The 23,563-nt window shown below is 35.6% G+C and carries 20 protein-coding genes; 10 read left to right on the top strand and 10 right to left on the bottom strand.

Annotated features, from left to right (window positions below):
- Positions 1–9 precede the first annotated feature (9 nt).
- From AC0NBN_RS13120 to amaB, 7 genes are all read right to left on the bottom strand, one after another.
- Positions 10–3,156 (bottom strand): efflux RND transporter permease subunit, encoded by a 3,147-nt coding sequence (locus tag AC0NBN_RS13120; protein WP_143885464.1) that lies wholly within the window; start codon positions 3,154–3,156, stop codon positions 10–12.
- Position 3,157: 1 nt separating this feature from the next.
- Positions 3,158–4,342, bottom strand: coding sequence for an efflux RND transporter periplasmic adaptor subunit (locus AC0NBN_RS13115; protein ID WP_143885463.1), 1,185 nt, complete (start codon positions 4,340–4,342; stop codon positions 3,158–3,160).
- Between the two features lies 1 nt (position 4,343).
- Entirely contained in the window at positions 4,344–4,799 is a 456-nt protein-coding gene (locus tag AC0NBN_RS13110) for a P-loop NTPase family protein (protein WP_143885462.1), read from the bottom strand.
- A gap of 115 nt (positions 4,800–4,914) precedes the next feature.
- Positions 4,915–5,433 (bottom strand): GNAT family N-acetyltransferase, encoded by a 519-nt coding sequence (locus AC0NBN_RS13105; protein WP_143885461.1) that lies wholly within the window; start codon positions 5,431–5,433, stop codon positions 4,915–4,917.
- A 148-nt stretch (positions 5,434–5,581) separates the two neighbouring features.
- On the bottom strand, positions 5,582–5,809 hold the full coding sequence (locus tag AC0NBN_RS13100; RefSeq protein ID WP_089744800.1) for a DUF2007 domain-containing protein: 228 nt from the start codon (positions 5,807–5,809) through the stop codon (positions 5,582–5,584).
- A 63-nt stretch (positions 5,810–5,872) separates the two neighbouring features.
- Entirely contained in the window at positions 5,873–7,198 is a 1,326-nt protein-coding gene (gene lat / locus AC0NBN_RS13095; RefSeq protein ID WP_160814004.1) for an L-lysine 6-transaminase, read from the bottom strand.
- 91 nt (positions 7,199–7,289) lie between these two features.
- The gene (gene amaB / locus AC0NBN_RS13090; protein WP_160814003.1) at positions 7,290–8,840 is read right to left on the bottom strand and encodes an L-piperidine-6-carboxylate dehydrogenase; all 1,551 of its coding nucleotides are present in this window, start codon (positions 8,838–8,840) and stop codon (positions 7,290–7,292) included.
- Positions 8,841–8,969: 129 nt separating this feature from the next.
- Between amaB and AC0NBN_RS13085 the strand changes: the two genes are divergently transcribed.
- Complete coding sequence (locus AC0NBN_RS13085) at positions 8,970–9,119, top strand: FAM210 family protein (protein WP_160814002.1); 150 nt, start codon at positions 8,970–8,972, stop codon at positions 9,117–9,119.
- Positions 9,120–9,163: 44 nt separating this feature from the next.
- Here the strand turns inward: AC0NBN_RS13085 and AC0NBN_RS13080 are convergent, their stop codons facing one another.
- The 3 genes from AC0NBN_RS13080 to AC0NBN_RS13070 form a co-directional block, all read right to left on the bottom strand.
- Complete coding sequence (locus AC0NBN_RS13080; protein ID WP_160814001.1) at positions 9,164–9,352, bottom strand: Arc family DNA binding domain-containing protein; 189 nt, start codon at positions 9,350–9,352, stop codon at positions 9,164–9,166.
- Between the two features lie 163 nt (positions 9,353–9,515).
- Positions 9,516–10,394 (bottom strand): SPFH domain-containing protein, encoded by an 879-nt coding sequence (locus AC0NBN_RS13075; protein WP_160814000.1) that lies wholly within the window; start codon positions 10,392–10,394, stop codon positions 9,516–9,518.
- 129 nt (positions 10,395–10,523) lie between these two features.
- Positions 10,524–13,868, bottom strand: coding sequence for a cytochrome c biogenesis protein CcsA (locus tag AC0NBN_RS13070; RefSeq protein ID WP_160813999.1), 3,345 nt, complete (start codon positions 13,866–13,868; stop codon positions 10,524–10,526).
- Between the two features lie 250 nt (positions 13,869–14,118).
- On the opposite strand from AC0NBN_RS13070, the gene AC0NBN_RS13065 reads away from it, so the two are divergent.
- The 9 genes from AC0NBN_RS13065 (at position 14,119) to AC0NBN_RS13025 (ending at position 23,562) form a co-directional block, all read left to right on the top strand.
- On the top strand, positions 14,119–16,635 hold the full coding sequence (locus AC0NBN_RS13065; RefSeq protein WP_143885455.1) for an FtsK/SpoIIIE family DNA translocase: 2,517 nt from the start codon (positions 14,119–14,121) through the stop codon (positions 16,633–16,635).
- 55 nt (positions 16,636–16,690) lie between these two features.
- On the top strand, positions 16,691–17,338 hold the full coding sequence (gene lolA1 / locus AC0NBN_RS13060) for an outer membrane lipoprotein periplasmic chaperone LolA1 (RefSeq protein ID WP_143885454.1): 648 nt from the start codon (positions 16,691–16,693) through the stop codon (positions 17,336–17,338).
- A gap of 67 nt (positions 17,339–17,405) precedes the next feature.
- The gene (locus AC0NBN_RS13055; RefSeq protein WP_160813998.1) at positions 17,406–18,860 is read left to right on the top strand and encodes an LptF/LptG family permease; all 1,455 of its coding nucleotides are present in this window, start codon (positions 17,406–17,408) and stop codon (positions 18,858–18,860) included.
- A gap of 108 nt (positions 18,861–18,968) precedes the next feature.
- Positions 18,969–19,763, top strand: a complete 795-nt coding sequence (locus AC0NBN_RS13050; RefSeq protein WP_160813997.1) for a hypothetical protein — start codon at positions 18,969–18,971, stop codon at positions 19,761–19,763.
- 99 nt (positions 19,764–19,862) lie between these two features.
- Positions 19,863–20,501, top strand: coding sequence for a hypothetical protein (locus tag AC0NBN_RS13045; RefSeq protein ID WP_143885451.1), 639 nt, complete (start codon positions 19,863–19,865; stop codon positions 20,499–20,501).
- Positions 20,502–20,605: 104 nt separating this feature from the next.
- Entirely contained in the window at positions 20,606–21,799 is a 1,194-nt protein-coding gene (locus AC0NBN_RS13040; protein ID WP_160813996.1) for a pyridoxal phosphate-dependent aminotransferase, read from the top strand.
- Positions 21,800–21,918: 119 nt separating this feature from the next.
- On the top strand, positions 21,919–22,386 hold the full coding sequence (locus AC0NBN_RS13035) for a pyrophosphohydrolase domain-containing protein (RefSeq protein ID WP_143885449.1): 468 nt from the start codon (positions 21,919–21,921) through the stop codon (positions 22,384–22,386).
- A gap of 1 nt (position 22,387) precedes the next feature.
- On the top strand, positions 22,388–22,960 hold the full coding sequence (locus AC0NBN_RS13030) for a TlpA family protein disulfide reductase (RefSeq protein ID WP_160813995.1): 573 nt from the start codon (positions 22,388–22,390) through the stop codon (positions 22,958–22,960).
- Entirely contained in the window at positions 22,957–23,562 is a 606-nt protein-coding gene (locus AC0NBN_RS13025; RefSeq protein ID WP_160813994.1) for a DUF4230 domain-containing protein, read from the top strand. The genes AC0NBN_RS13030 and AC0NBN_RS13025 overlap by 4 nt, the downstream gene beginning before the upstream one ends.
- The last annotated feature ends 1 nt before the right edge of the window (position 23,563 follow it).

The raw sequence follows: 23,563 nt of genomic DNA, 5'->3' as shown, positions 1-23,563 counted from the left end.
TAAAGATTTTTACTCTGCTAAATTGATGTCCTCTTGTTTTATAGGCTTAATTTTTTCCTGCAGTGTCTGGAAAACCACGTACAAAACAGGAATTACAAATACTCCCAAAAGAGTTCCTATCAATAAACCTATAGCTGCACCGGTTGCGATGGATCTGTTTCCGACTGCACCAATTCCGCTTGCTAAAACTAAAGGCAACAGACCAAAAATAAACGCTAAAGAAGTCATCAAAATAGGTCTTAATCTCGCTTTAGCAGCGTTAATTGCAGAGTTGACAATACTTTCGCCGTGATGCCTTCTCTGTACAGCAAACTCTACAATCAAAATAGCATTTTTAGCAAGTAATCCTACAAGCATAATTAAGGCAATCTGAAAATAAATGTTGTTTTCCAGTCCCATAATTTTCTGACCAAAATATGCTCCCATAACCCCTAAAGGAAGGGAAATTACCACCGCTAAAGGAAGAATGTAGCTTTCATATTGTGCAGCTAAAATAAAGTAAACAAAAACCAGACTTAAAGCAAAAATAAGAGCAGTCTGTGAGCCGGAGGAGAGTTCTTCTCTTGATAATCCCGTAAATTCTACAGAATAATTCTGATCCAGAGTTTCTTCAGCAACCTGCTGTACGGCAGCAATAGCATCTCCAGAACTGTAACCGGGCGCATTGGCTCCTGTAATCTTTACTGAAGTAAACAAATTGTAACGTCCTACTGACTGAGGTCCGTACGTTCTAGTGAGACTTACAAACTGCGAAATCGGAGCCATCTCTCCCTGTGCTGTTTTAATATATAGCTGATTGAGACTTTCTGCATTTTCTCTGTTTTCGGGCAGAGCCTGAACCATTACCCTAAATTGTTTTCCGTACTTTGTGAAATCTGCACTGTAAACTCCTCCTATATATCCCTGCATAGTTTCCAAAATAGAATTAATAGAAACTCCTTTCTGTTTAGCTAAAGGAACATTGATTTCCATTTGGTACTGAGGATATTTTGTATTAAATGAAGTCTGTGCAAATTCAATTTCAGGTCTCTTCATCAAATTCCCAATCAATTCGCTGGTCTTATTGTCCAACTCCGCAAATTCTCCTCCTGCCCTATCCAGCAAAACCATCTCAAAACCTGCACTGTTACCAAAGCCCGGCACACTTGCAGGCTGGAAGAAAACTACTTTTGCATCCGGAACCTTTCCTGTAAGTCCGAAAAGTTTTTTTGTAATTTCTTCAGAGGAAAGTCCGTCACCTTTTCTTTCGTCAAAAGGCTTAAGCTTTACAAAGGCAAGACCGTTATTACTTCCGTTTCCTGAAAGCAATCCTCTTCCGGTAGAAATAGTTACATTTTGTATTCCCGGAATCTTAAGCGCATTAGCTTGTAAGGTTTTCAGTACAGTATAAGTTCTCTCCATAGATGCTCCCGGAGGAAGTTGTACATCAGTAAAAATAATACCCCTGTCTTCTGTAGGTACAAAACCCTTTTTCATCGTGGCACTCGTCCAGTAAATGATTCCGGCTGTTATTCCGAAAATAACCAAAGTTACCCATTTGTGCTTAATAAGAAACGTAAATCCTCTTGCATAACGCTCTGTAGCTGATTTGAAGGCAATATTAAATTTATAAAAGAACTTCTGAATAAAGTTTTTCTTTTTATAGTCTTCATGATGTGCATCATGAGGTTTTAAAAATAGCGAACATAGAACCGGGCTTAAAGTCAGTGCATTAATCGCTGAAATCATGATGGCGATAATAAGCGTAATACCAAACTGCTGATAAAAAACTCCGGTAGGACCTGTAATAAATGTTACCGGGATAAATACCGCCGCCATTACCAGTGTAATAGATATAATTGCACCTGTAATTTCGTCCATCGCTTCAATGGTTGCTTTTTTAGAATTGGAAATTCCGTTTTCCATTTTGGCGTGAACGGCTTCAACGACGACAATAGCATCATCCACCACAATACCAATTGCCAGTACCAAAGCAAAAAGCGTAAGAAGATTTAATGAATATCCGAAAAGATTCAGGAAGAAAAATGTTCCCACAATAGAAACAGGAACTGCTATAGCCGGAATTAATGTAGATCTGAAATCCTGTAAGAAGATATACACTACAATAAAAACCAATATAAATGCTTCAATTAAAGTATGAATTACTTTTTCTATAGATGCATCCAAAAATTCATTGGTATCAAAGTTAAAAGTATATTTTACCCCTTCCGGATAACTGCTTTCATTTGCTTTCAGCTGAGCTTTGATATTTTCGATAATTTCCTGAGCATTGGATCCCGGAGTCTGAAAAATACCCATACTGATTGAAGGATTATTTCCGTTTTCACCAACTCCTGTATAAGAAAGACCGCCCAATTCTACTTTGGCTACATCTCCCAGCATTAAATTCTGACCATCGGGAAGTGCCTTAATGATGATATTATCATACTGCTCTTTATCATTGAATTTACCAACATATTTTATAATATATTCAAAAGAGCTGCCACTGTTTTGTCCTAAAGAACCTGCCGCTGCTTCACGACTCTGCTCATTGATTGCTGTTGTCACATCAGACGGAGTAATACCGTAAGCTGCTAATTTTGCAGGATCAAGCCAAACTCTCATGGAATAATTTTTTCCACCAAAAACATTGGCTTCACCAACTCCGTTAATTCTTTGTAAATTCGGAATTACATTGATATTCAAAAAGTTTTGCAGATAAACATCATCAATATTTTTGTTTTCCGAATAAAAAGAAAGATACATCAATGCACTGGTCTGCTGCTTCTGAGTCACAACTCCGGCACGGGTAACCTCGCTAGGAAGCAACGGGCTTGCTCTTGAAACACGATTCTGAACATTCACCGCAGCAATATCAGGGTCTATTCCCTGTTTAAAAAACACCTGAATCTGTGCTGACCCATCGTTTCCTGCCGTTGAGGTAATATAATCCATTCCTTCCACACCATTGATCTGCTCTTCTAAAGGAACCACCACGCTTTTCATAACCGTTTCCGCATTGGCACCCGTATAGTTTGCACGGACACTTACTGTGGGGGGAGCAATATCAGGATATTGTGTAACAGGCAGAGCGGTGAGTCCCAAAACTCCGAGAATGACAATCATAATGGAGATTACTGTGGATAAAACCGGTCTGTTAATAAAGTTCTTTATCATTTTAGAATTTCGGTTTTATAGATTTTACGACTTCATCGGTTGTGGTCGGCTGAGGTTTCACCGGAGTTCCATTTTTGAGACTTCCCGTACCTTGTGCCACTACTTTATCACCTGGTTTTACTCCATCTTTGATGAGTGCCAAATTATCAATCCTGTCAATCACATTCACCACAACATTTTTAGCAGTATCTTTATCTACTTTATAAACATAAACAATACCCTGCTGTTCGTAGGTAGCACTTTCCGGAACAACCAAAACATTGTCAAAGTTTTTAGGGAATCTGATGGTTCCGCTGTTTCCGTTGCTTAAAAGCTTTTGCGCATTTTTGAATACAACCCTAAACTGAATGGTTCCGGTAGTTTCATCAATAGAGCCTGTTATAGCTTCAATTTTTCCTTTTTCAGGATAAATGCTTCCGTTGGCAAGCTGAAGTTCTACCATCGGCAGATTTTTAATTTTTTCAGGGAGATTTGCGCCAACAGATTTTTCCAGAAAATCAAAATAAGATTTTTCATTCATAGAAAAATAAGCGAAAATTTCGGATGTATCTGAAATAGTTGTAAGCGGAGTCTGATCTGTTGGACCTACTAAGCTTCCCACTTTTAAAGGTAATTTACCAATCACTCCTGAAATTGGCGCACGTATCACAGAATAATCAATATTGGCTTCTACACCCTTATAGTTAGCAACCGCCTGTTTTCTTGCTGCGACTGCCTGCTGTAATCCTGCCTGTGCCTGTGCAAGATTTGCCTGAGCGGTCTGAAGCTGCACATTGCTGATAATATTTTTCTGTACTAAAGGTTTTAGTTTATTTACTTCTACTTCTGCAGCACTTACCTGAGCCCTGGCTGCTGCAATGCTGGATTCTGCAGCGGCAATACCTGCTTTGGAGGCTGCTGCATTTTCGGTCAGAATATTGGTTTCAAGCCGGAACAATGGCTGTCCTTTAGTCACATACTGCCCTTCATCTACTAAAACCTGAGTAATATAGCCTTGAATTTTAGCTCTTACATCATTATTTATTCTTCCCTGAATAGTCGCCGGGAACGTATCATAGCCCACTATATTTTTATTTTCTACAGAAACTACAGGATAGGGTTTAGGACCATCCTGTTTTGGAGCTTCTTCTTTGCAGGCAGTAAGCAATAATGCTCCCGCAGAAAATAGTATAAGCTTATTTGTCATATCATAGTTTATTAAGAGATTCCTGAATTGTAATTATACTTTTATTTAAAAGTGCTTTATAAGCTTCATTTCTTTCTTCTGCATCTTTATTTTCATTTCCTCTGAAGTTTTTCAAATCATCCATCAGTTTAAGTTCATCTTTCATTTTCTGAACAATTTTTTCGAACCTTATTCTTTTGTAATCATCATTAGCGAAAAAATATCTTTTACGCTCGTCCATCTTATTGATGTCAACTATCAGCTGAAGGTTGAGAAGAAGGCTTACGCTCGTAGATACAGAACTTTTACTTGCCGAAAAAACCTCTACAAATTCATCAAAAGTAATTCCCACCTTATCAAAATCGAAAATGAGGTAGGAATATATTTTGGACGCTAATGGCGGCAGATTGAGGACAGTTCCGTAAAATTTTACGGCATCCTGAAAAATTTTCTTATCTACCTTTAATGTTTGATTCATCAATCATATTTTTTTCAAAATTATCAATTAGTTCGGAACAAAACGAACAAACCTGATAGAGTTTATAAATAATTCGCTTCTATAAGAATCAATGAAATGTAATTTAACTTTTGCTTTAAAAAATAATCTTCTCGAAAGCTTTGCGAACACCTCCTGATAAAAATACCTCTCCGCAATAGGTATAGCCTTTAGATTCTAAAATTTTGAGCATTGCAGCATTATCAAAATTGGTATCGACTTTCACACTCTGAATTCCGCAAGATGCTGTGAAATCTTCAATTTTATCAAATAAAACTTTTACCAATCCTTTTCCTGAAAAATCATTATGAACTGCAACTCTATGTATAACAACAAATTCTCCGTCACTCAACCATTTACCGTCAATATTGCTGTATGCAGGTTCGTCATTCTTAATAATTGCAGTATAAACAGCAATTCTGCCATCAACGGTTAATACGTAGCCAAAATTTTTAGAAATATCACTTTCAATAGTACCAAGATTAGGATAGCCATTCTGCCATTGGGAGCTTCCATCTTTTTTTCTTCTGTCTATAGCCTGTTGGATAATTTCCCAGATACTGTCTCTGTCTTCAGAGTTTGCTTCTCTGAAATGAATTTCATTATTATCAGTCATAAAGATTTTTTATTAAAGTCTTTAAAATTCAAAATATCATAATCAATGCCAAAATCTTCATTAATTTTTATTCATAAAAAACCGAAAGCTAAAAAATTAACTTTCGGTTTCTGAAGTAGTAAAATTTAAAATTATGAAATTGTTTTAATTAATTTTCGTTTTGCTGAAGATAAGCATCAATAATTTCAAATGCTTTTTTTTCGTCCTGTAAATCAACCATCACTTTAAGAGTAGTTGCAGTAGGAGTAGTTGTAAATGTCAAATAATTGTTTTCCACATCATTGGCAATCTGGGCATCATCCAATTTAGATTTAATCAACTGTATTTCAGCGGGTTTATCACTTTCAAAAACTGATACTCTAGTATTTCTGTCCATATTCTTTACATTTTGAGTATCTAAATATAGAAATTTTAATTTAAAATTCCAAATTACAGAGTTTTAAATTTTATTAATATTATTTTCAATTTTATCTAAAGCGATCTGAATTTCTTCTTTTGTCACGTTAAGATGTGGTCTGAAACGTATTGACTGGTCTCCACACGCAAGAATAATCAGGTGATCATTGTATAAAATATTTCTCAGATGATCTCTCTGCGCTCCTGAAGGCAAATCTACAGCACACATCAAACCTTTTCCTCTAGGATTAGACAATTTCTCCGGATATTTCTGAGCTAAATTCTGCAGACCTTCCAAAAGGTACTCTCCTACAGTTTCAGCATTTTCTAGAAGATTTTCTTTTTCAATAACTTCCATTACAAGTTGAAAACGAAGCATATCAATAAAGTTTCCTCCGAATGTAGAATTGATTCTGGAACTTTCTCTGAATACATTGTTTGAAATTTCGTCGAATTTTTCCTTATTAGCCAAAACTCCACAAACCTGCGTTTTTTTACCAAAAGAAATAATATCCGGTCTCACGCTGAAATGTTCAAATGCCCACATTTTCCCGGTAATTCCTATTCCTGTCTGTACTTCGTCAAAAATCAGCAAAACTTCGTGCTCATCACAAATATTTCTTAACCCCTGAAAGAACTCGTCTCTGAAGTGGTTGTCTCCACCTTCCGCCTGTATAGGCTCAATGATAATGCAGGCAACCTGATTAGGATTGGCAAGAATAGCTTCTGTGATCTGTATCAAAGCTAAATTTTCATTTTTAATAGTTTCCTGTAAATTTTCTTCTGTAATCGGAAAATGCAATTTAGGATTTAGGATTCTTGGCCATTCAAACATTGGGAAATACTGATACTTTCTAGGATCAGAAGTATTGGTTAAGCTTAAAGTATAACCGCTTCTTCCGTGAAAAGCCTGTCTGAAATGAATGCAGATTCCGGCTTCTATATCAAGATCTTTTTCAAAGTTTTTTCTTGTTTTCCAGTCAAAGCATGCTTTCATAGCGTTTTCTACTGCCAAAGCTCCGCCTTCAATAAAAAAAGCATACTGAAGTTCTTTGGGCATTACTACCCTTTCGAAAACCTCAATAAACTGAGCATATTCTTTGGGATAAACATCTGCCAAAGTGGGTTTGTTCACTGCCATTTTTCCCAGCCATTCTGCCTTTTCAAGCAGATATGGATGATTGTAACCGATAGAACCGGAGCCAAACATAGAGAACATATCCAGGAAATTTTTTCCTGAAAGTGAATCATGAATCCATGATCCGTGAGAATTTTCAATATCCATTACAAAGTCAAACCCGTCTGCTAACACGTGTCTTCCTACCGTTTCTTTTACTTTATTTGTTTGAATTTCAAGTGTATTGTCCATATAACTGTGATTGAAAGATTAAAAAAATTCAAAGATTTAAACTAATAAAACACCAATTAAATCCCTGAAAAACTCAAGTTTAAATTGAAAATTATAAATCAAACTTAATTCCCTGTGCTAAAGGAAGATTGGTTGTATAATTGATGGTATTGGTCTGTCTTCTCATGTAATATTTCCATACATCAGAACCTGATTCTCTACCTCCACCTGTTTCTTTTTCACCACCAAAAGCACCACCAATCTCAGCACCGGAAGTTCCTATATTCACATTGGCAATTCCGCAATCTGATCCGGCATGTGAAAGAAAAAGCTCTGCTTCTCTCAGATTCTGAGTCATGATTGCTGATGACAAACCTTGTGGCACATCATTCTGAATGGCAATCGCTTCATCAAGACCTGAATATTTGATTAAATATAAAATTGGTGCAAAAGTTTCGTGCTGAACAATTTCGTAAGAATTTTCAACCTCAGCAATGCAAGGCTTTACGTAACAGCCTGATTCGTAATTTTTTCCGGATAAAACACCGCCTTCCACAATGAAATTTCCGCCCTCAGATTTGCATTTTTCTATGGCTTGTTCATATTGTTTTACTGCATCAGTATCAATCAGCGGACCTACATGGTTACTTTCATCCAGAGGATTTCCTATTTTCAGTTGTCCATAAGCTTTCACCAAACGGTTTTTAACCTCATCATAAACGCTTTCGTGGATAATCAGCCTTCTTGTAGAAGTACATCTTTGTCCTGCAGTTCCCACAGCTCCGAATACTGCTCCAATAATTGACATATCCAAATCTGCATCTTTAGAAATAATGATTGCATTGTTTCCGCCCAATTCCAAAATCGATTTTCCAAATCTTTCAGCTACCTTAGCAGAAACCATTCTTCCCACTCTTGTTGAACCCGTAAATGAGATCAACGCAACTCTCTTGTCATCTACCAGTTTTTGTCCGATTTCGTGATCTGCAACCAAAACACTCGAAATTCCTTCAGAAAGATCATTATCCTTTAGAACTTCATTCATTATGTTTTGACAGGCAATAGCACAAAGCGGAGTTTTTTCCGAAGGCTTCCAGATGGTGACGTTTCCACAAATCCAGGCTAAAGCGGTATTCCACGCCCAAACTGCCACCGGAAAGTTGAATGCAGTGATAATTCCCACAATTCCGAGAGGATGATACTGCTCATACATTCTGTGTCCCGGTCTTTCCGAGTGCATTGTATAACCGTGAAGCTGTCTGGAAAGACCGACTGCAAAATCGCAGATATCTATCATTTCCTGTACTTCTCCCAAACCTTCCTGTAAAGATTTTCCCATTTCATAGGAAACCAGTTTACCGAGGTCGTCTTTATATTCTCTAAGTTTTAATCCTAATTGTCTTACAATTTCTCCTCTTTTCGGAGCCGGAATCATTCTGAACTCTACAAATGCTTTCTGTGCAGATTCTATTACTTTGTCATAATCTTTTTCTCCCGACAGCTTTACTTTAGCAATAAGCTTTCCGTCTGCCGGAGAATAACTTTCGATAGATTTTCCTGATGCAAAAAACTTTCCTCCGGTAGAAGTTCCTTTATTTTCATCTTTGATTCCTAAATTTTTTAATGATTTTTCAATTCCGAAATCTTTGGCTTTTTTAGACATACAATTTTAACTTTTCGTTTCGCCTAAGATAAAAAAATATTATCCAACAGAAAAATTTTAATTTTCAGGCTTATTTTATTTGGACTAATTATAAACATGGTTATCTTTGTAAGAGTAAAAAATTTAAAAATGGAAAATTCACAGGAAAAAGAATCCAAATTTAAGAAGTGGTTTAAACGTGTCGGATGGGCAGGATTGGCATTTTTCACCATAAAAGGTTTGGTTTGGCTGGTAATTTTTTATTTTGGAGCCGATAGTCTCAAAAGCTGTCTGGATTAAAAAAAGCAGAGAAAAATCTCTGCTGTACTAATATTTAATTCTATTTATTCTTTTTTCTTTCTTCCTGAATTGATCAGATTCTGATTTAGTAGAAATTCAATCTGACCGTTTACACTCCTGAATTCGTCATTCGCCCATTTTTCCAGAAGCTTATAGGTAGATTCGTCAATTCTTATCACAAAGGATTTTTTTGTTTTATTTTCTGACGAATTTTGGGCTTTTTCTGATTTCATTTATTGCTTGGTTTTTCTTATTGCTTTTTGTTTTTAACCCAAAGGCGCAAAGATTTTTTATAATCTGTCTGTTTTTAAGTTTGAAAAGGCGTTTGATTACATCGAATCTTCGATTTCACTCAAAGACCTATGCTTGTTATTAATTCTTAGCCTCAAAATTACCTTAATTATATAATGTTCCAGCGTTTAAAATTGGGGTTGCTGCTTTTTCACCGCATAGAACTACCATAAGATTGCTTACCATTGCTGCTTTTCTTTCATCATCCAGTTCTACAATATTTTCTTCCGAGAGTTTCTTTAAAGCTAAATCTACCATTCCTACAGCTCCTTCTACAATTTTAGTTCTGGCTGAAACAATTGCTGTTGCCTGCTGTCTCTGAAGCATTGCTCCTGCAATTTCGGATGCATAAGCCAAATGTGAAATTCTGGCTTCCTGGATGATGATACCCGCTTTGGATAATCTGTCGGTAAGTTCCTGCTCAAGAATCGAATTGATTTTATCGCCACCTTCCCTTAAAGTTATCGGCGCATGATCGTCTTCCAAATTGTCATAAGGAAAACTCATTGCCAAATGACGAACTGCTGCTTCGCTCTGCATTTTTACAAAATCTGTATACCTTTCAACATCAAAAGCAGCTTTGTAAGTGTCTCCAACTTTCCAGACCATAACAACAGCAATTTCGATAGGATTTCCCATTTTATCGTTCACCTTAAGCGTCTGTCCCTGCAAATTTTCAGAACGGAGAGACATTTTTTGTGAAGAGTATAGCGGGTTGATGAAAAACAAACCATTTTCTTTCACTGTTCCTACATATTTTCCGAAAAAATTCAATACTCTTGAATGATTAGGCTGAATAATCATCAACCCTTTCATGAAAAAAAATGTAACAGCAAAACACGCAAACGAAATAATAAGATAAGTAACATTATTGTCTACCCTATCATCTACCCCGAGAACGAACAGATAAATACAAAAAGCCAGCAAAAGCAGACTGATAATAAGTACCAAATAGCCAGACATAGGTTTTAAAACTTTTTCCATAGTGTTAATTTTAAATTGATATTATTTTGATATCATAAAGATATATAAAAAACAAATATAAATTTATTTTTTTGAAATAAAAAATCCCGAAAAATTACTTTCGGGATTCTATTTATACTATAACTAAATTTATTTTTTCTTTAAAGAAACAAATTTAACGTAAGAGACAATAGATAATGTAAGCATTATTGCCAAACCAATATAAACCCAAACAGGAATCGGAACAGGATCTCCTGCTGCGTAAGAATGGAGTCCGCTTAAGTAATAATTCACCCCAAAATACGTCATTACCATTGAGCAGAATGCAAACATTGTCGCTACGTGAAATGCCCATCTGCTTCTTAATCCAGGAACCAATCTCATGTGTAAAACAAATGCATACACCATGATCGAGATAAATGCCCATGTTTCTTTCGGATCCCAGCTCCAATATCTTCCCCAGGATTCGTTTGCCCAGATTCCGCCTAAAAAGTTTCCGACAGTTAATGCAAACAGACCAATTGTTAAAGACATTTCAGAAACAATTGCCAATTCTTTCAGAGTAGAATCATTGTGCAGTTTGAATTGCTTTTTATCTGTAATGATATAGAATATCAATGAAATCACAGCTATAATCATCGACAGCGCAAAGAAACCATAACTTGATACAATAATGGCAACGTGTACAATTAGCCAATACGATTTAAGAACCGGAACCAATGGGGTAATTTGCGGATCAAGAGCAGAACCTCCATGAGCAAATCCCATCATAATAACAGCCACCATAAAACCGGCTGCAGGAATTAATGCATTGGAAGTATTTGTAGCTCCAAATAATCTAGCTGTTAAATGCATTGTATTGTTTTCTAATTGCCAAGGACTGTATCTTCCGAATCCAAAATAGAATATCAGTCCGGCAGAAATACCAACCCAGGAAATAAATATGATAGCTTCGTAACCATTACTCCAAGGAGCATGACCTGAAATATACCATCTTCCTACTAATCCGAAGAAATGACAGATATAGCCTACAACTCCAATATAAATAATCGCCTTGATAATTCTGTTTAAAATTTTATTAGGCTTGAATAATTCTACAAAACCTAAAATAAAAAGCAAACCGCCAATGATCGTATAAAAAATTAAAAGCTTAAAGTTGATGTCAGCTTTATTCATAAAAACTTCCAGATCAACTTTCGACTGAGACGGTACAACTGCTTTTCCCCATTTTTGCTGAAAATCAGAAAGGTTTTTTAGTTCAATATCAGCTTTTGCCCAATTTCCTGTATTCTGTGCCTGAAGTGCCTCTGCAAAATAAGGTCCCATCACTTTCTGGGATTCCATATCAGGTTCCATTTTTTGATCAAGCCACGAATGCCAAGTATGGTTTGGATCATTTTTCACAGGAACAATTCTTAAAAACTGACCACTGAAAAATTCATTAAAAATTTGTACTCTTTCGTTGAGTTTGATCACCTGTTTGTCATATTCTGACTGCTCTGCAGGTTTTTTGCGAAACGCTGTATTGTAGTCTTCATCCAAAATATAGGTAAGATTTCCGTTGGCATCTGCAGGAAAAAGACTCATTAAAGTAGTGTAACCATCTTCATTGGCTTTTGTTTTTCTCAAAAGTTCCTTACCTCCTTTTGCATCTACTTTAATTAAAGGAACCATCGTCCAGCTCGGAGTATCTGTATTGATTGACAGAAACCATTGTTCAGCTGTCAAATAATTTCCGTCACTTCCTTTAAACTTATCTTTTTTATATAATTTTCTTAAAACATCTAAAGCCTGTGTGTTAATAGGAACTATTCTGCCTTCATAATTCTGCACTAAAAGATAACCGAATTTATCCGCATGTTCTCTGCTGATTTTATTTTTCGATATAATCTCGTCCGGCGAAATAATTCTCATTTTTGAAAGCGGAGCGGCTACAGAATTTTGTTGCGGTCTGCTTTCCGATGTAACTTTTTCAGGAGCAGGAGCATGATCATGACCATCCCCTTCTGTATGAATATGTTCTCTGCTTCCGTCGGATGTTCCGTGTGTTTCAATTTTTTGTGCATTGAAATTCAGACTTAATAAAAGCAGAAGAACCATCGCTGTTCTTTTCTTGTTAATGTCTTTCAGCATTTTATTAAGCTTCCAGAAATGTGTTCCTTTCCAGAAAAACATTACAAACATTCCTCCGAATAAAAATGCATATCCAATATAAGAAATCAAAGTTCCCCAATAATCATGATTCACTGAAAGTAAAGTTCCCATTCTGTCCGGCGTATAACTTGCCTGAAAGAAACGGTAACCTTTATAATTCAAAACATTATTCATATAAATTTTATATGGAATCTGCTTTCCTTCGTCAATAATTTTCACATGGCTTTCATAGGCACTCGGAGAAGAACTTCCGGGATAAGTTTCCATTACGAAATCGTCCAGCTTCAACGTAAAAGGAGTGTTGTAAATTTTAGGACCAAAACCTACCATAATATTCAACCCATCCATTGCAATCTGCTTGTATGCATTCGGGTTTCCTCTTTCTACAAAAAGCTCAACAGTTTGTTTGGTTTTCGGACCTTCAATTTCTATCGTCATTGCATCAGGAACATTCTGATCTTTCTTTTTATCACCTTCAAAAGCCATCAGTTTTCCTTTTCTTAAACCTTCAGGAACTACAAGCTTTAATTCGTTAATTGTGTATAAACTTCTCAAAACCAAAGGCTGATACTGATCTTTGGCAGTATTTCCGGTTGCCTGCGTTGCCATGGTCATATAAGCAGCATCTACAGGAGTTTTAATTAAAATCTGTCCGTTTTCCTGTTTAAATTCTACTGCACCGTCAATAGCTCTGTTGAAAGTAACCAAAGTCCCATTGATTGATTTTGTCTCTCCTGATTTAATGTAAATATTCTGCCTTCCTGTTTCTGCAGTAGATACTAAATGAAGATATTCTGCACCATTAGGATCTGCAACCAGACTGTCTTTTTTTCTCTGAACGTAATCAAGCGTTACTACTTTGATTTTTTTTCCTTTAAAATCATACGTTGCCTTAAAATCTTTATGCAGCGGAGACATCAGATATGGTACATCCTGATAATCAAGAGTCTCACCGTTTTCTTCAATTTTAATTTTAAAAAAATGCTTATCCGTTACAATTTCGTTGGAAGTCTGCCCTTCTCTGATGCTCATTTGTCCTTCAAAGCTGATATATCTTGTAATAGCTCCCCCGATAAAAATAAAAATGAAAGAAAGGTGAAAAACCAAGACAGGCCATTTTTCTCTTCTCCAAAGTCTGTATCTTCCTATATTTCCTACGAAATTGAGGATAAGCAGAAGCATAATCAGCTCAAACCATTTGGCTTCATAGATTAATGCCTTTGCGGTAGGTGTACCATAATCGTTTTCTAAAAAAGTTGCATAAGCCATGGCAAATGCATAAACGAGCAGTAGAACAGCCATTGTTCTGGTGGAAATAAGTATATCCTGCAGCTTCTTCATGATTTTATATTACTTGACATGCAAAAATAAGGATGATAAACCGAAAGGACGGCAAAAAAAGCTGTTTTTTATCATTCCAGAAAGGTTTTTGCTTATTTTGAATCATTCAAAATAACAAATTTAAAAATATTTTAATCTTAATTATCAGTCAGGTTTTCAGCTATAAAATACGAATACAAAAAACAAAGCTCTTTTCTTCTAAAAGATTACTAAAATCTAAAAAAAACATTAAATTTGCCAAACTTAAATTATGGAAAAGAAATTACCCAAACAACCATCTCAGACACCTGAAGCAGGTAAAATTTTATCAAAACCCCGCATATTTTTCGGCTTAATGTTTATCGTTTTTGCCGGTGTTCTTACATTGTCATTTATCTCTTATCTGATGAACTGGAAAGCAGATCAGAGTCAGGCAGGAACTATGCTGGACAAGAGTATACAGTCATCAAACATTTTCGGAAAACTGGGTGACTGGCTGGGTAACCTTTTTATTTTTGAAAGTATTGGGGTGGCTTCATTTATTGTCGCATTTCTCTTTGTGGTTTTCGGAACCATGATCCTGAAAAAGAAAATTTTTAAACCATGGATGACTTTTGGTCATTCCCTGTTTTTCATCTGCTGGCTTCCCATTCTTTTTGGAGCCATTACCAAAGGACAGGGAGTTCTAAGCGGAGTTTACGGTTATCAGATTATGGATTCTCTTTCTGCAATCATCGGTACTGTAGGTCTTTGGGTAGTTTTAGTCGTAAGTATTGCACTTTATTTTATTCTTGAATTTAATCTTCGTCCCAGCTCAGTAAAGGCAAAGCTTAATACCATCAACGAAAATACTATCGGAAGGGTAAAATCTATGATGCCCAATTCTGATGAAAGCTTTGAAGCAGATCAGGAACTGGAAGAAGAAATCAACAATACCGATTCTCCCAATATTACAGTAACTGACGAATCTGAAATTAAGGTTCAAAAACCTAAAAAGGAGTCTCCATTTAAGGAATCTAAGCCGGTATCAAATGCTGAAACTATTGTAACTCCCAATCAGACATCGTTTGATGAAGAAAAAATAACTGAAACTTCTCTAAACCTGAGTGTTGAAACAAAAAACCTTATTCCTGCCGTAAAGCCTGAAGATGCTTTTGATATTTCATCCAATTTTTCTGAGCCGGTTGAAGATATAAAATTTAATGTGGAAGTAGCGCCAATAGTTGATATCATTGAGGATTCTGACAGGCAGTCTCAAGAATTGGTACAAAAACACGGTTTATATGATCACAGATTGGATCTTGCCAAATTCCAGATGCCGACTTTAGATCTTTTGAAAGATTATGGAAATGAAGAAATTTCAATCAATAAAGAAGAATTAGAAGAAAACAAAAATAAAATTGTAGGTCTTCTTAAAAACTTTAATGTAGGTATCGCCGAAATAAAAGCAACGATAGGACCTACTGTCACTTTATACGAAATTGTTCCGGAAGCAGGAATCAGAGTAGCATCCATCAAAAAGCTTCAGGATGATATTGCATTAAATCTTTCTGCTCTGGGAATCAGAATTATCGCACCAATGCCCGGAAAAGGAACGATTGGTATCGAGGTTCCGAGAAAAAATCCGACAATGGTTTCTATGAGATCAGTAATTGCTTCTCAAAAATTTCAAAATACGGATATGGATTTGCCCGTAGTGTTCGGGAAAACTATTTCTAATGAAGTTTTTATGGCAGATTTGTCAAAAATGCCTCACCTTTTGATGGCAGGAGCAACCGGACAGGGAAAATCGGTAGGGATCAATGCTATTTTGACCTCACTTCTTTATAAAAAACATCCGAGCGAACTGAAATTTGTGATGGTAGATCCTAAAAAAGTGGAACTTTCTTTATATTCAAAAATTGAAAGACATTATTTAGCAAAACTTCCGGATGCTGAAGAAGCGATTATTACCGATACCAATAAGGTTATTAATACCCTCAATTCGCTTTGTATTGAGATGGATCAGCGTTATGACCTTCTTAAAAATGCTTTCTGTAAAAACTTAAAAGAATACAATAAAAAGTTTAGCGAAAGAAAATTGAATCCTGAAAACGGACACCGCTATTTACCGTATATCGTCTTGGTGGTGGACGAGTTTGCAGACTTAATTATGACCGCAGGAAAAGAAGTAGAACTCCCGATTGCAAGATTAGCTCAGCTGGCAAGAGCGGTAGGAATCCACTTGATTGTTGCTACACAAAGACCATCGGTGAACGTTATCACGGGTATGATTAAAGCCAATTTCCCGGCAAGAGCTGCATTTCGTGTAATTTCGAGTGTAGATTCCAGAACGATTTTAGATTCTCCGGGAGCTGATCAGCTGATTGGTAAAGGAGATATGCTTTATTTCAATGGAAATGAAATTTTGAGATTGCAATGTGCTTTTGTAGATACTCCGGAAGTTGAAAGACTGGCAGAATTTATTGGTGAACAAAAAGGTTATGCTTCTGCATTTTTGCTGCCTGAATATGTTTCTGAAGATGCTACAAGCTCGGTTGGTGCTTTTGATCCTAACGAAAAAGACGCTTTGTTTGAAGATGCTGCGAGAATTATTGTTTCAACTCAGCAAGGTTCAACTTCTATGCTTCAAAGACAGCTGAAACTGGGATACAACAGAGCCGGAAGAATTATGGATCAGCTGGAAGCAAGTGGTATTGTAGGCGGATTCAACGGAGCTAAAGCAAGAGAAGTTCTCATTAGCGATCTTCATTCTTTGGAACAGTTTTTGGAAGATTTGCGAAGCTAAAATTTAACTTATTGCTTTTGTGAAAGTCTAAAAAATAGAAATATAGAAAAATAAAATGAAAAAAATAATTTCAAAGATAGTTTTAGGAGCATTAATAGTAGGAAGTACAGGATTTGCACAGGCACAAAAAATTGACGCTAAAGCAAAAAAAATATTAGACGATATTACGGCAAACTACAATTCCAAGAAAAATTCTTATTTTAAATTTGCATTCGGAAGCGGAGCCAATGGTACGATTTCTAAAACTGAACCGGGAATCTATTATTCAGCAGGTAACAAATACAAACTGAAAATCATGGAAACCGAGCAGATCTTTGACGGCAGCAAGATTTATAACATCAATGAGGAAGATAAAGAAGTAACGGTTGCGAGACCGAATGAGAACAGTGCTATGTTTTCCCCTATCAATTATTTGACTTCCTACAGAAAAGATTACAACGTAATCTACAGCGGAAAGAAAACTGTTGACGGCGTAAATGCAGATTTGATTAAACTTACCCCTGTAAAAGCAAACGGACTTAAACATATTTACCTTTATGTAGATGCTGCGAAAAAACAGATGCTGAAGCTGGAACAGTTCGGAACCAACAAAGATATTTCTGTTATTTCCATCAAAGAATACAAAGAAAATCAGCAATTAGACCCAAATATGTTTGTGTTTGATAAAAATAAATTCAAAAATTATCTCGTTACAGAATTATAGTTCTAAATAAATATTAAAATTTAAAGTCACAAAGAAAACTTTGTGGCTTTTTCATTAATTTTGGCGAATGTTAAAAATATTAGACCGATACATCATCAAGACCTTTTTTGGTCCGTTTTTTTTCATATTCAGTGTACTGTTTTTCATCTTTATTGTGAATATTGTTTGGATTCAGCTGGGGCAGTTTATGGGAAAAGGTCTTACTACATTTCAGATCATGAAGCTCCTTTTTTATCTCGGAGTAAATGTTGTAAGTATGGTGTTACCGCTTACCATTCTTCTGGCAAGCATCATGTCCTTTGGCGAACTGGGAGAAAGATATGAGCTTGCCGCCATGAAAGCTGCCGGAATTTCACTTACCAGAGTCATGATGCCTCTCTTCGGAGTAACCATTGTTCTTGCTATTCTTCTTTATATTTTTTCTAATAATATTATACCTGATTTTCAGAGAAAGGCAAAAAACATGCTCTATAATATTGCACAGACAAAGCCTGCTCTCAATTTTACTCCGGGACAGTTCATTGATCAGCTTCCTGGTTATATGGTGAAATTTGATAAAATAAAAGGCGACGAAGGCAGGGATCTGGAAGGTGTTTTTATCCATAAAAAAGCAGGCAATTTCGAAAATCAGCAGACTATCGTTGCAGAAAAAGGCAAATTTGCCAATGCCAAAAACAGAAAATACATGCAGCTGATTTTGTACAACGGATATGTAACCGAAGATTCTCATGCAGGCAAATCTGAAAATGTACGATTAAAACAACCAGATCAGGGAACAAAATTTGACACTCTTATTACACATTTTGATATCAGTGAACTGATTGATAAAGCCATTGAAAAAGAGCAAATCACTGATGATTATCGTTTTCAAACCTTCAACGAACTGTTTGCTACCATTGATAAAACCAAAAAGGAAAATGCAAGAATCAATGAAAACATCAGTAATGAGATGATGAATCAGGTGAATTCTGTTGTCACCTATATGGATAAAAACAAAACAAAAGCCCCTGTTAAACAGCAGTATAAAATTGATACCATAAAATCTGATAAAAAAACTCAGGCAATCGGCAATGCATATTCCAGGCTGGAAACATTAAAATCTAATTTGGATTCAAAAGATAAAGAGATAGATCCCAGCAAAAAATACTTCAGTAAGGTAATTCTTTATCAACAAAGAATGCTCACCTACTCTTTCACCTGCATCATATTTTTTATGATTGGTGCAAGCCTTGGTTCTATCATCAGAAAAGGAGGAATGGGAGTTCCTGTAATTATTGCGATCATTATATTCATTGTATTTTACATTATTAATGTGGGTTTTGAAAACGTAGCATGGTCAGGAAAAATGGATCCTTATCTTGCCGCATGGCTTCCCAATATTATTTTGTTTCCATTTGGTATACTGATGACTTACAAAGCACTTACCGATTCTCAGTTATTCGATTCAGAAAAATATAAAGCTTTCTTTAAGCCTGTAATAAAACTTTTTGTGAAAAATAAAGAACATAAAAGATATCAGTAATCGAAAAATAAAAGACCGGAACATTGATTAGTTTCGGTTTTTTTATGAATTATATTTGACATTCAAAAAAAATCCTCATATTTACAGCCTTAATTAATTCAAAAAAACATGAAAAAAATTTTATTATTAAGTGTATTAAGTCTTATGAGTGCATCTCTATACGGACAGGACGAAACAACAGATTATGAGCTTAAAAGCAACGAAAAATTTGGTTTTATTGTCGATAAAAGCGGCAAAAAGACAGAAGGTATTGTAAGAATGGTTGGTGATGCCCGTAATCCTTGGGATAACCAGAAAAAAGTAAAATTTGTTGCTGTTTCGGATATTGATAAATCAAAGAAAAAGCAGAAATTTAAAACAATGGACTCTGATGACCTCAAAGAATATGTTGCTTACGATGAAAACAATAACGAAAGACATTTTGAGGTAATAAAATACACCAACGTAAAAGAAGGTTTAAACACTGCAACAAGCGGATTAAGCGGAAACATCAAAGCATTTAATAATCTTACCAAAACCAATCAGTTTGCAGAAGTTGTAACAGATGGTAAAATCAAAATTTACAGATTGTACGGTTTTCCGACAAGCTTTGCTGCAGGAGACAATCAAATCAAGGAAGCAGAGAGAGAAACAGAAAGAATGCGTAATAATCCTTCCTATATTTATACAAAAAAGGGAAGCAAATTAAAGGAATTTAATCTGAAAGAAGCAAAGATCATCACTGCAGACTGTCCCGTAATAAAAAGTAAAGTTGCCGGAGGAGAATATGCTTCGATGAAAAACGACACAAAAAAGAGAACAGGATTGGGAAAATTTATAAAAAATCAGGTTGATGATGTAATGTCTGATGTTCCTCAAATCATTGATGAAGTTATTCTGGATTATAACGAAAACTGTAAATAAAATTTTATCGTTAAAAAACAGCCGCTTCTGCGGTTGTTTTTATTTTACAGCTAATGATTTGCATATTTTTTGGTTGATGTGAATACAATCCCGATTAATATGAAAAACATACCAATATTGCTGTGTCTGATTTTAATTTTTTCATGTGAAAAACAGTCTCCAATAAAAAACAATTCAGATTCCAAAAATGAATCAAATAAAACATCTAAAATCTCAGATACTGCAAAGATTTCATTACAAAATACAGATGAGATAAAAGCAGAATATACCAAAATCAATCAGCAGATAAATGCAAAAAAACTGGACTCAACAAGCTTTAATTACGAATGTAATGAGCGTTCAGGGATAGTTGTATACTATTCACAAAACGGAAAAATCAGATCCATCAAGCATTCTTTTTCAGAGTACAGTCATTATTCAGCTATAGAAAATTATTTTGTAAATAATGATCAGGCTTTCTTTATTTTTAAGCAGGAAACCGTCTGGAATTTTGACGGCGGAACTGCAGAAAAACCGGAAACCAAAGATGAAATAACCGAAAAAAGATTATACTATATCAACAACAAGCTGGAAAAATGTCTTGAGAAAAAATACACTGTTCGTTCTGCCGAAAAAAGCAGACTCAGTCCTGATAATATTAAAAATTATGAAAGCAAAACCTGCCCTGATAAAGAGTTGATGAAAACATTCAGCAATTTAATGAGTCACAAAAATAAAAAAACGGATTGCTTGCAGTAAATCAAGATTAGCTACTATGGCTTTAATAAGAAGTAAAAGGCATTACAAAATTCTACTCAGATTCAAACTAAGTTTTTATATATTTGTTCAAAAGACAAAACTATATGGATAAACTTTCAGACAGAGTAAAAAGATTAGGATATTCTCAGACTTTTGTAATGTCTAATAAGGCAAGAGAAATGAAAGCCAGCGGAATAGATGTAATCAGTTTAACATTGGGCGAACCGGACTTCGATGTTCCCGATAACATTAAACAGGCTGCTTTTGATGCCATCAATGAAAATTACAGCCACTACTCTCCTGTTCCCGGCTTTTTGGAGCTTCGACAGGCAATTTCTGAAAAATTAAAAAGAGACAACAGTTTAGATTACAAACCTACACAGATCTGCGTTTCCAACGGTGCAAAACAGGCTATCATCAATGTTTTGGCTTCTATTATAAATGATGGTGACGAAGTTATTCTTCCTACTCCTTTCTGGGTAAGCTATGATGAAATGGTAAAAATGATGGGTGGTACATCTGTAATGCTTTCTACATCGTATGTTACTGATTTTAAAATCACTGCAGAACAGCTTGATGAAGCTATTAATGAAAAAACAAAGGCTGTTCTTTTCAGTTCACCCTGCAATCCGTCAGGCGGATATTACACCTATGATGAACTCAAATCTTTAGCGAGAGTTATTGCGAAATATCCTCACGTAACGGTAATATCAGACGAAATTTACGAATACATCAATTACGAAACAAAGACCACATCCATTGCGCAGTTTCCTGAGGTGTATGAGCAGACAGCCGTTATCAACGGAATGTCCAAAGCTTTTGCAATGACAGGCTGGAGAATTGGTTATTCTGCCTGCCCGGAATGGCTCGCGAAAGCTTGTGAAAAAATTCAGGGACAAATGACCAGCGGAGCCAATACAATGGCACAGCGAGCTTCTATCACTGCACTCAAAACCGATCCTAAAGAATACCGCTACATGATTGATGCCTTTAAAAGCAGAAGGGATCTGATGTACGATTTAATGAAAGAAATCCCTGGTTTTAAGGTAGTTTTACCAAAAGCAGCATTTTATTTCTTTCCTGATATTTCATTTTATATAGGTAAAACCCTGAACGGAACTGAGATCAAAAATGCTGATGATTTTGCTATGTTTTTGCTGGAGAATGCTCATGTCGGTTGTGTAGGCGGCGTATCTTTCGGAAGTCCGGAATGCATCCGTTTTTCTTATGCTGCTTCCGAAGAAGATTTAAGAGAAGCCATGAAAAGAATAAAAGAATTGCTTTTGCAGTTCAATTAGATAATCATGAAGCTGTCAAAATAAGACAGCTTTTTTTAATGATATTTTCAGCCTAATTGATAACAGCAGATGTAATTCTATCATCATTTTTTTATATTTGCTTAAAATTAAAATATTTCATGGATAAAATTGACAGCCTGAACCAAGTAGCAGAATTCCACACCACTTTTAAAGCACCTATTTTAGATACCCCTCAGATTCCTTCCAAAGAAAGATGTAACCTAAGAGTAGAACTTTTACAGGAAGAGCTGAACGAGTTAAAACAAGCTATTGAAGATCACAATATTGTTGAAATTGCAGATGCATTGTGCGACTTACAGTATGTTTTGAGCGGAGCTGTCTTAGAATTTGGTCTTGGCAGTAAATTTGTAGAACTGTTCAACGAAGTGCAGCGTTCCAATATGTCTAAAGCGTGCGATAATGAAGAACAGGCACAGGAAACCGTTGAATTTTATAAAGAAAAAGAAGTAGAATCTTTCTACGAAAAATCAGGAGAAAAATTTAATGTATACAGAAAATCTGATCATAAGGTTTTGAAAAACAAATACTATTCTCCTGCTGATTTAAAATCAATAATTGACAATTAGAATGAAAAAAATTATTACCCGAATTGTAGCAGTTTCAGTTTTGGCAATTGCTTCACAGCAGCTAGCCGCTCAGAAAGTGGTTGTGAATCGTGAAGTAGAAACCACCAACGACGGAAAAATGCTTCTGGGACACCAATTGAAAGATCAGTTTACCAAAGAGCCTTATGCGGACTGGTATGTAAAAGAGTTCAACGAGTATGCTTTAGATCAGAAAGCCATTACTGAACTTAAAAAAAGCAAACTTAATTCTTATAATATTATTGTCTTTCTGGGAACATGGTGCGAAGATTCTCACAGAGATTTCCCAAGATTGATGAAGATTCTGGATGAATTGAAATATCCCGATACCAGACTCACCATCATTGCTGTAAACAGAAAAAAAGAATCTCCTACCGGTGACGAGGTAAAATATAATGTGCACAAAGTTCCTACCATCATTGTAGAAAAATATGGCAAGGAAATTGGAAGAATTATTGAAATGCCGACTACAGGATATATTGAAAGAGATCTGGTAGAAATTCTTGGAAAAGATGACCGGTCGGTAATCAAAGAAATATTTAAGAAAGAGAATTGAGAAATTTAAAAATTATCATACCGTTTTTTGCAGGAGTTCTATTAATGTTGCTCCTGTTTTTTGGTTTTAAATCCTGCTTTAACGCAGCTGAAAAGAAAGAAAAATCAGATTACTACATCCTGACCAATCAGATTTCGAAAATGAATAAAATGGTCGTTCTGGAACAGAATTTTTCAGCCATGCAAAAAACCAAAATGAGCTATGAGTTTTTTGGAAAGGAAATGACAAGCAACAGTATCATTACCTACACCAAAACCAACGCACAGGTTTCCTATGATCTCAACAAGATGAAAATAGAAGTAGATTCTATTAATAAAAGACTGGTTATTACAGAACTTCCGGATGCGCAGATACGAATTACGCCGAGTGTAGAAATTCAGTCACTGGATGATTCTTTCTTCAACAGAATTTCAGAAAAAGACATCAAAAATGTTACTCAAAAGGCAAAACAAACTGCCATAAATTCCGTAGATCAAAATAAGCTGAGAAACGAAGGTCGTACACAATTAATGGAAAATCTGAACAATATTTTTGTTTTGGCAAAGGCTTTGAATTACACGATAGAAGATAAGACCGGAAAAATCGGTATTCTCGGACTCTAAA

The sequence above is a fragment of the Chryseobacterium sp. L12 genome, from assembly GCF_056133985.1.
The sequence above is the reverse complement of the archived record's forward strand: the minus strand, read 5'-3'. Positions and strand labels throughout refer to the sequence as shown.